Source organism: Kitasatospora sp. NPDC059803, assembly GCF_042732255.1.
Taxonomy (GTDB): Bacteria; Actinomycetota; Actinomycetes; order Streptomycetales; family Streptomycetaceae; genus Kitasatospora.
In genome coordinates, this window is the sequence record NZ_JBHWIJ010000407.1 from 1 (window position 1) to 6,061 (window position 6,061).

Here is a 6,061-nt window from a genome sequence, read left to right on the forward strand (position 1 = left end):
TGGGGGTGTGTTTTTGTTTATATCCCTCCGGTCCGCGGGGGGGGGGGCCCCGCTACCCCCCCCCCCCCCCCCCTTCGCGTTGCCCGTACGGGCCTCAACCGTCCGTACCGGCATCGGCCACGGCTACGGGCCTCAGCAGCAGTCCTGGACCACCAGCCCGGCGGGCAGCTGCTCCCCGCCGAAGACCGCGACCGTCGCCGGGTCGCCGCCGAGCGCGGCGACCGCGAGCAGCAGTGCGCCGGCCGTCCAGGTGGTGCGCTCCTCCGGCCAGACGGCGTCGTCCTCGAAGACGTACCCGGTCCAGTAGGAGCCGTCCTCGTGCCGCAGGTGCTTCTGGATCCAGCGCAGGATCTCCACGGCGCGGTCGGAGCGGCCGATCGCCCAGAGCGCGAGGGCGAGTTCGGCGCTCTCGCCGCCGGTCACCCACGGGCGGTCGCTGACGCAGCGCACGCCGAGCCCGGGGACGACGAAGCGGTCCCAGTCCCGGTCGATCCGTTCCAGCGCCGCGTCGCCGCGCAGTCCGGTGCCGAGCACCGGGTAGTACCAGTCCATCGAGTAGCGGCCCTTGTCGAGGAACCGCTCGGGGTGGTGGGTGATGGCGTGCCCCAGCCGGCCGGCGGCGAGCTCCCAGTCGGGCTGCGGCTCCTCCAGGTACTCGGCGATGGCCAGCCCGCAGCGCAGCGCGTGCAGCATGCTGGACGAGCCGGTGAGCAGCGCCTCGTCGGTGGCGGTGCCGTCCTCGTCGAGGCGCCAGGCGATCGGGCCGCCGGGCAGCCGCTGGCCGACGATGAAGTCCAGGGCGCGCCGGACGACGGGCCAGATCCAGTCCAGGAAGGCGTCGTCGCCGGCGCTGAGGTGGTGGTGCCAGACGCCGACGGCCACGTAGGCGCAGAAGTTGGTCTCCTTGGCCCGGTCGGTGACGGCGCCGTCGGTGTAGGCGGCGTACCAGGAGCCGTCCGGGTTCTGGGTGGCGGCGAGCCAGCGGTAGGCGGCCTCGGCGGCGGCGTGCTCGCCGGCGGTGTCGAGGGCCATGGCGGCCTCGGTGTGGTCCCACGGGTCGAGGTGGTGGCCGGCGAACCAGGGTATGGCGCCGTCGGGGAGCTGTTCGGCCAGGATGCTGCGGACGGTGCCGGCGGCCTGCTCGGCGTCGAGCACCCCGTCGAGCAGCAGTGCCTCGGGGACGGCGGCGGTCATGCGTCCACGCGCCCGGACTCGGTCCGCCGCGGCTTGGACGCGTAGGCGACGAAGCTCTTGCCGATGACCGGGTTGAGCGCCCGTTCGGCGGCCTTGGTGAGGGTGCTGATCACCGGGGTGCCGACGATGTCCCAGACCAGCAGCTGGTGGTAGGCCTTGACCGGCAGTGCCTTGTCGTTGTTCACGCCGACCGCGCACTTGATCCACCAGTACGGCGAGTGCAGCGCGTGCGCGTGGTGGGTGCCGTAGGGCTCCAGGCCGGCGTCCTTGAGCTTGCCGAGCAGTTCGTCGCCCCGGTAGATCCGGATGTGGCCGCCCTCGACCTCGTGGTACTCGTCGGACAGCGTCCAGCAGATCTTCTCGGGCAGCCAGCGCGGCACGGTGACGGCGAGCAGCCCACCCGGCTTGAGCACCCGGAACATCTCGTTGAGCACGCCCTTGTCGTCCGGTATGTGCTCCATCACCTCGGAGATGATGATCTTGTCGAAGTAGTCGTCCTCGAACGGCAGCGCCAGCGCGTTGCCCTCCATCGCGACCGCCGACGCGCCCTCCGGGGCCTCACCGGCCTGCTCCATCGCGGCGAACCACTTCTGGACCTCGGCGATCTCCTCGGCGTTCTGGTCGAGGGCGATCACGTTGGCGCCGCGGCGGTAGCACTCGAACGCGTGCCGGCCCCCGCCGCAGCCCAGGTCGAGCACCCGGTCGCCGGGGGCGAGCGGGAAGCGCGAGAAATCGACGGTCAGCACTGCAGGGCTCCCATTCCTTTTGCTACCAAGCGGACTTGACGCCGCGTCAGTTCGATCCGCTACCGCTCCGCACCGGGCGGCCGGGGCCGCCGGGCGGGCGCCGCGCAGGGCGGCCGGAGCGACTCAGGGCACGTACCGCCAGCCCGGCCCGGAGCGGGCCCGGGCGCCGGCCCCGGTGGCGATCGCCGCCCGGGAGGCGTCGGCGGTCAGCTCGGCGGCCCGCGCCCAGGTGAACCGGGCCAGCACCCGCTCCCGGCCGGCCGCGCCGAGCCGGGCGCGCAGCCGCGGGTCGTCCAGCAGCCGGCCGAGCGCCGCCGCCAGCCGGTCCGGCTCCCCCGGCGGCACGGCCAGGCAGGTCTCCCCGTCCGGCCCGGCCACCTCGGGGATCGCGCCGCCGGTGGTGGCGACCAGCGGGGTGCCGGTGGCCATCGCCTCGGCGGCGGGCAGCGAGAAGCCCTCGTACAGCGACGGCACGCAGGCCACCTCGGCCGAGCGGTAGAGGTCGACCAGCTCCTGGTCGGTCAGGCCGCTGCGGAACTCGATGTGGTCCGCCAGCCCGAAGCGGCGCACCGCCTCCGCCACCGGGCCGTCCTCCTTCTGCGGCTTGCCGACCACCACCAGGTGCGCGGGGCGCTCGGTGCGCACCTTCGCCAGCGCCTCGACCAGGAACACCAGGCCCTTGAGCGGGACGTCCGCGCTGGAGGTGGTGACGATCCGTCCGGGGACGCGGGCGATCTCCTCGGAGGGCGACCAGAGCCGGGTGTCGGCGCCGATCGGCACCACCGAGATCGCGCCCGGCGCGGCGCCCAGGTGCTCGGCGATCTCGCGCTGCGAGGTGCCGGAGACGGTGATCACGTGGTCCAGCCGGGCGGCGACCCGGCGCTGCATCCGGGTGAAGGCGTACCAGCGGCGCAGCGACAGCCGCTTGACCCGGGTGGTGGCCGCGTCCAGCTCCAACTGCCGGTCCACGGTGATCGGGTGATGGATCGTGGTGACCAGCGGGAAGCCGTGCCGGGCCAGGCCGAGCAGGCCGTAGCCGAGCGTCTGGTTGTCGTGCACCACGTCGTAGCGGCCCTTGTGCCGGGCCAGGTACTGGCGGGCGCGCAGCGAGAAGGTCAGCGGCTCGGGGAAGCCGCCGGTGCGCATGGTGGCGAACTCCAGCACGTCCACCGGACTGCGGAACTCGCCGCGGGCGGGCGTGCGGAACGGGTCCTCGGCGCGGTAGAGGTCCAGGCTGGGCAGCTCGACCAGGCGCACCGAACCGGGGCCGTCGACCTCGTCCAGCACCGGGTACGGCTGGGCACCGATCACGTCCACGTGGTGGCCGAGCCTGGCCAGCTCACGGGAGAGGTGGCGCACGTACACGCCCTGACCGCCGCAGAAGGGGTCCCCGCGGTACGACAGCAGGGCAATCCGCAGCGGCTGCGCGGTCATCCTCGGGCCCTCATCTCTAGCTGCTATTCCTGTGCTGCTGCTGTCTCTGCGTTGGCGACGGCGCTGCCGCCGGTCGCTAAAGTAGATCAGGTTTCAGTGGCTGTGGAACTCGTCATCGACCATGTGAACAATGAGAGACCTCGAAGATACCGGCCCGTAGCTTTCCCTCAGGAGCCAGGGCTGGTGATTCCCGCCACGCCGACCCTGCCGACCTTGTGGAGCACGCCGCCACCCACGCGCCCCGGGAGCACTCCTTGCCGCCGCCGACCACCTCCACGAGCCCCACCACCCCGCCCCCCGCGCAGCCGGGCGAGCCGCCGCTGACCGCCCGCCAGGCCGAACGCCGGCGCCGGATCCTGCGGGCCGCCACCGCCCTGGCCGCCCGCGGCGGGTACGAGGCGGTGCAGATGCGGGAGGTCGCGGAGACCGCGCAGGTCGCCCTCGGCACGCTCTACCGGTACTTCCCGTCCAAGGTGCACCTGCTGGTCGCGGTCATGCTGGAGCAGTTGCAGGGCCTCCAGGAGCACATCCGGCGCCACCCGCCGACCGACCCCGAACCGGCCCCGCGCGTCGCCGACACGCTCACCCGCGCCTTCCACGCACTCCAGCGCGAACCGCTGCTCGCCGAGGCGATGGTCCGGGCGCTGTCCTTCGCGGACCGCTCCGTCGGCGCCGAGGTGGACCAGGTCAGCACCGCCACCGGCCAGCTCATCCTGGACGCCATCGGCCAGTCCGGGCCACCCAGTGAGAGCCAGCGCGCGGCCGTCCGGGTGATCGAGCACACCTGGCACTCCGCCCTGGTCGCCTGGCTCTCCGGCCGCGCCTCGATCGCCGAGGTCCGGGCCGACCTGCACACCGCGGCCCGGCTGCTCACCCTGCCCTGACTGGAACCTGTTCCTGCCCGGGCAGGAGGGGCCGGCCGCCCCCGGCGGTTAAAGTCGACGGACAGCACAACTTCATCCCGTCCCTCCCCCGGGGGAAGCCGGTGCGAATCCGGCGCTGACCCCGCAACCGTGAGCCCGGCCCCCGCGACGGCCCGGGCGAGTCGGACCGCCCGTGGAGGGGCGAGCGGCCAGCCCGGGCCCGCCACGCGCACCGCCCGGCACCGTCGAGGACTACGGAACGGCCCCGCCGGGCCACCACCGCTCACCGAAAGGCACACCTCCACCATGCTCACCGCCGCCCGCCTGGGCGCCGCCGCCCTGTCCGCCGCACTCCTCGCCGGCGCCACCGCCGGACCGGCCCTCGCCGACAGCCCCGCGCCCACCCCCGCCGCCGTCCCCGACGGCCTCTACGGCAAGGGCGACCCGACGTACGACGGCGTCTGGCGGCAGTCCCTCGCGCTCACCGCGCTCGCGGCGGCCAAAACCACCCCGGCCGACTCCGCCGTCGGCTGGCTCACCGGACAGCAGTGCGAGGACGGCGGCTGGCCCTCCTTCCGGGCCGCCGGCGCCGCCTGCAACCCCAAGACCGAGGACAGCAACGCCACCGCCGTCGCCATCCAGGCCCTCGTCGCCCTCGGCGGGCACCAGGAAGCCGTCGACAAGGGCGTCCAGTGGCTCAAGGCCACCCAGAACGCCGACGGCAGCTGGCCCTACAACCCCGTCAGCCCCGGCGACGCCAACTCCACCGGCCTCGCCGTGAACGCCCTCTTCGCCGCCAAGACCGACCCGGCCGGCGTCGCCAAGGCGGGCAGGAACGCCTTCGACGGGCTCGCCCACTTCCAGCTCGGCTGCGCCGCCCCCGCCGACCAGCGCGGCGCCTTCGCCTACCAGCCCGACCCGTCCTCCGGCGCGCTCGCCCCCAACACCCTCGCCAGCGCCCAGGCCTCGCTCGCCGCCGCCGGCGGCCACCTCCCGGTCGCCACCACCGCCCGCACCGACGCCGCCCCCAAGGCCCTCGGCTGCGACTCCGCCGCCACCTCCGCCACGGCTGCTCCGGTCGCGCACCCCGACTCCGGCGAGGCCGCCGGGGCGTACCTCACCGCCCAGCTCGCCGCGGGCGGCAACCACCTCACCCTCACCACCCCCGGCGCCGCCCCCACCCCCGACTACAACGCCACCGCCTGGGCCGCCCTCGGCCTCATCCAGAGCGGCCACCCCCAGCAGGCCGCCGGCGCCGTCGACTGGCTCGCCAAGGAAGGCGCCGGCTGGACCAAGGGCGGCACCGACGCCTCCGCCACCGCCAGCCTCCTGCTCGTCACCCAGGCCGCCCAGCGCGACACCGCCCCGCTGACCGCCCAGCTCACCGCCCTCGGCCCGGCGCCCAAGGCCACCGCCAGCCCCGCGCCGACGACGGCGGCGTCCAAGAAGGACGACGGCATCGGCCAGTACTGGCCGATCATCGTCGGCCTCCTCATCGGCCTCGGCGGCGGCCTCCTCCTCAGCCTCCAGCGCAAGCGCGGCCAGAGGCTGTGACACCCCGCCCCGCGCGCCTGGGCCGCCGCTGTGGCCGCCGCGTCCTCGTCCCGCTGCTCGGTGCGGTGCTCCTGCTGGTCGCGGGGGCACCGGCGGAGGCGGCGACGGGGTACCGGTACTGGTCGTTCTGGCGTGGCACCGGCGACGGGTGGCTGTACCAGCAGCAGGGGCCGGGCCGCGCCCGGCCCCCCGGCCGGGCCCGCGGCGGGGGGCGGGTAGCGGTGTGGGCCGCCGGCGGGCCGCAGTCCGCGCCCCCCCCGGCGGCGGGCG

5 protein-coding genes, 1 pseudogene and 1 riboswitch are annotated in these 6,061 nt (G+C 74.8%); of the genes and pseudogenes, 3 read left to right on the forward strand and 3 right to left on the reverse strand.

What is annotated here, in order from left to right; translation table 11 throughout:
• Nucleotides 1–132: 132 nt before the first annotated feature.
• The 3 genes from ACFV6I_RS36730 to ACFV6I_RS36740 all read right to left on the reverse strand — a co-directional run bounded on the left by ACFV6I_RS36730 (nucleotide 133) and on the right by ACFV6I_RS36740 (nucleotide 3,374).
• Nucleotides 133–1,194, reverse strand: coding sequence for a hypothetical protein (locus ACFV6I_RS36730; protein WP_063347384.1), 1,062 nt, complete (start codon nucleotides 1,192–1,194; stop codon nucleotides 133–135).
• The gene (locus ACFV6I_RS36735; RefSeq protein ID WP_063347385.1) at nucleotides 1,191–1,940 is read right to left on the reverse strand and encodes a class I SAM-dependent methyltransferase; all 750 of its coding nucleotides are present in this window, start codon (nucleotides 1,938–1,940) and stop codon (nucleotides 1,191–1,193) included. Before ACFV6I_RS36735 ends, ACFV6I_RS36730 begins: the two co-directional genes overlap by 4 nt.
• Nucleotides 1,941–2,063: 123 nt before the next feature.
• Nucleotides 2,064–3,374, reverse strand: a complete 1,311-nt coding sequence (locus ACFV6I_RS36740; protein ID WP_380430349.1) for a glycosyltransferase family 4 protein — start codon at nucleotides 3,372–3,374, stop codon at nucleotides 2,064–2,066.
• A gap of 254 nt (nucleotides 3,375–3,628) precedes the next feature.
• On the opposite strand from ACFV6I_RS36740, the gene ACFV6I_RS36745 reads away from it, so the two are divergent.
• The 3 genes and pseudogenes from ACFV6I_RS36745 to ACFV6I_RS36755 all read left to right on the forward strand — a co-directional run.
• Nucleotides 3,629–4,258: a TetR family transcriptional regulator gene (locus ACFV6I_RS36745; protein WP_063351068.1), complete on the forward strand. Its 630-nt coding sequence runs from the start codon at nucleotides 3,629–3,631 to the stop codon at nucleotides 4,256–4,258.
• Nucleotides 4,259–4,350: 92 nt separating this feature from the next.
• Nucleotides 4,351–4,426, forward strand: a riboswitch (cobalamin riboswitch).
• A 117-nt stretch (nucleotides 4,427–4,543) separates the two neighbouring features.
• Complete coding sequence (locus ACFV6I_RS36750; protein ID WP_380430352.1) at nucleotides 4,544–5,791, forward strand: prenyltransferase/squalene oxidase repeat-containing protein; 1,248 nt, start codon at nucleotides 4,544–4,546, stop codon at nucleotides 5,789–5,791.
• Nucleotides 5,788–6,061: pseudogene (locus ACFV6I_RS36755) on the forward strand (hypothetical protein); the annotation flags it as partial. The gene ACFV6I_RS36750 and the pseudogene ACFV6I_RS36755, both read left to right, overlap by 4 nt.